General features: G+C 69.5%; 2 protein-coding genes. Both read left to right on the forward strand.

Going from position 1 to position 1691, the window contains the following annotated elements:
- Nucleotides 1–313: 313 nt before the first annotated feature.
- Nucleotides 314–1162, forward strand: coding sequence for an outer membrane protein assembly factor BamD (locus tag ACIKT0_RS17950; RefSeq protein WP_407106689.1), 849 nt, complete (start codon nucleotides 314–316; stop codon nucleotides 1160–1162).
- Nucleotides 1163–1194: 32 nt separating this feature from the next.
- On the forward strand, nucleotides 1195–1691 hold a 497-nt coding region (locus ACIKT0_RS17955), incomplete at its 3' end, for an AAA family ATPase (protein ID WP_407106690.1).

The following is a 1691-nucleotide window of genomic DNA, read 5'->3' on the forward strand; positions in this document are numbered from 1 at the left end:
ACGCCCAGGGCCAGTACGACGCCCAGGGCCGCGCTCCGGCCCAGCAGCCCCGCGGACTCGAGGACGATCAGCTCGAGATCCCGGCGTTCCTGCGGCGTCAGGCGAACTGACGCCCGGTCGCAAGGTCAGCAGCGGGCGCCGGCCGGAAAACCCGGCCGGCGCCCGCGCCCGTTCGCGCCCCTGAAAGCGACGCGTGACGGCCGGCAGGCCGATCGGCTATAGACATCCGCGTCGGCGGATGTTTCGTGCGCCGGTGGATCGGCGCAGGCCGGTCGGGGGATTCAGTCCGTTCTAGCGTTCAAGAGGCTCGCGAATGGTCGTGCGTACGCCTTCAAATCGAGCCGCCGCAGGCGCTCTTCGACTCGCCTTGGCGGTCGCCGTCGCGCTGCCCATGGCGGGCTGCTCGATGTTCGACAAGAAGGAGGACGTCGCGCCCGACGAGCCGGCCGACAAGCTCTACAATGAAGGCCTGGCGGGCGTGAGCAGCGGCGACTACGCCGCCGCGAGCAAGAAGTTCGCCGAGGTCGACCGTCAGCACCCCTATACGGACTGGGGCCGCAAGGCGGTGCTGATGACCACCTACGCGAACTACCGCGCGGGCAAGTATGACGACGCGGTGATCAGCGGAAGCCGCTACGTGCAGCTTCATCCGACCAGCCCGGACGCGGCCTACGCGCAGTACCTGGTCGCGATGTCGTACTACAACCAGGTTCCGGACGTCTCCCGCGATCAGGAGCGCACCCGTAAGGCGGTCGACGCGTTCGAGGAGCTCGTGCGGCGCTGGCCGAACAGCGAATACGCCGAGACCGCGCGCAACCGCATCATGGTCGCGCGCGACCAGCTCGCGGGCAAGGAGATGCAGGTCGGCCGGTTCTACCTCTCCCGGCGCGACTACACCGGCGCGATCAACCGGTTCCGGGTCGTCGTCAGCCAGTACCAGAAGACCCGGCACGTCGAAGAGGCGCTCCACCGGCTCGTCGAAGCCTATCTGGCGCTCGGCATCACCGGCGAGGCGCAGACCGCCGCGGCCATCCTCGGGCACAACTATCCCGACAGCGAGTGGTACAAGGCGAGCTTCCAGCTGATCTCTTCCGGCGGACTGAAGCCGCAAGAGAACACCGACTCGTGGATCAGCAAGGCGTTCCGCGGCGTCATCGGCTAAACGCCACCAAACCCGCCTGCGCGGGAGACCCCGTGCTCGCAAGGCTCTCGATACGCGACATCATCCTCATCGACCGGCTCGACGTCGATTTCGACGGCGGCCTGTCGGTGCTGACCGGCGAGACCGGCGCGGGCAAGTCGATCGTGCTGGACGCGGTCTCGCTCGCGCTCGGCGGCCGCGGGGACGGCGGCCTCGTGCGGCAGGGGGAAGCTCAGGGCCAGGTCACCGCCGTGTTCGACCTTGCGGCCGACCACCCCGCGCGAGCGATCCTGCAGGAGCAGGGCATCGACGATGACGGCGACCTCGTCCTCCGCAGGATCCAGGCGGCCGACGGCCGCACCCGTGCCTTCGTCAACGATCAGCCGGTGAGCGTGCAGGCGCTCCGGGCGCTCGGCGCCACCCTCGTCGAGATCCACGGCCAGCATGACGACCGCGCGCTGGTGGACCCGGCAGCCCACCGCTCCCTGCTCGACGCCTATGGCGGCCTGTCGGTCGAAGCCCAGGCAGTGGCGGCCGCCTGGGACCGGCG

The sequence above is a fragment of the Hansschlegelia beijingensis genome (assembly GCF_045505405.1).
GTDB classification, from domain to species: domain Bacteria; phylum Pseudomonadota; class Alphaproteobacteria; order Rhizobiales; family Methylopilaceae; genus Methylopila; species Methylopila beijingensis_A.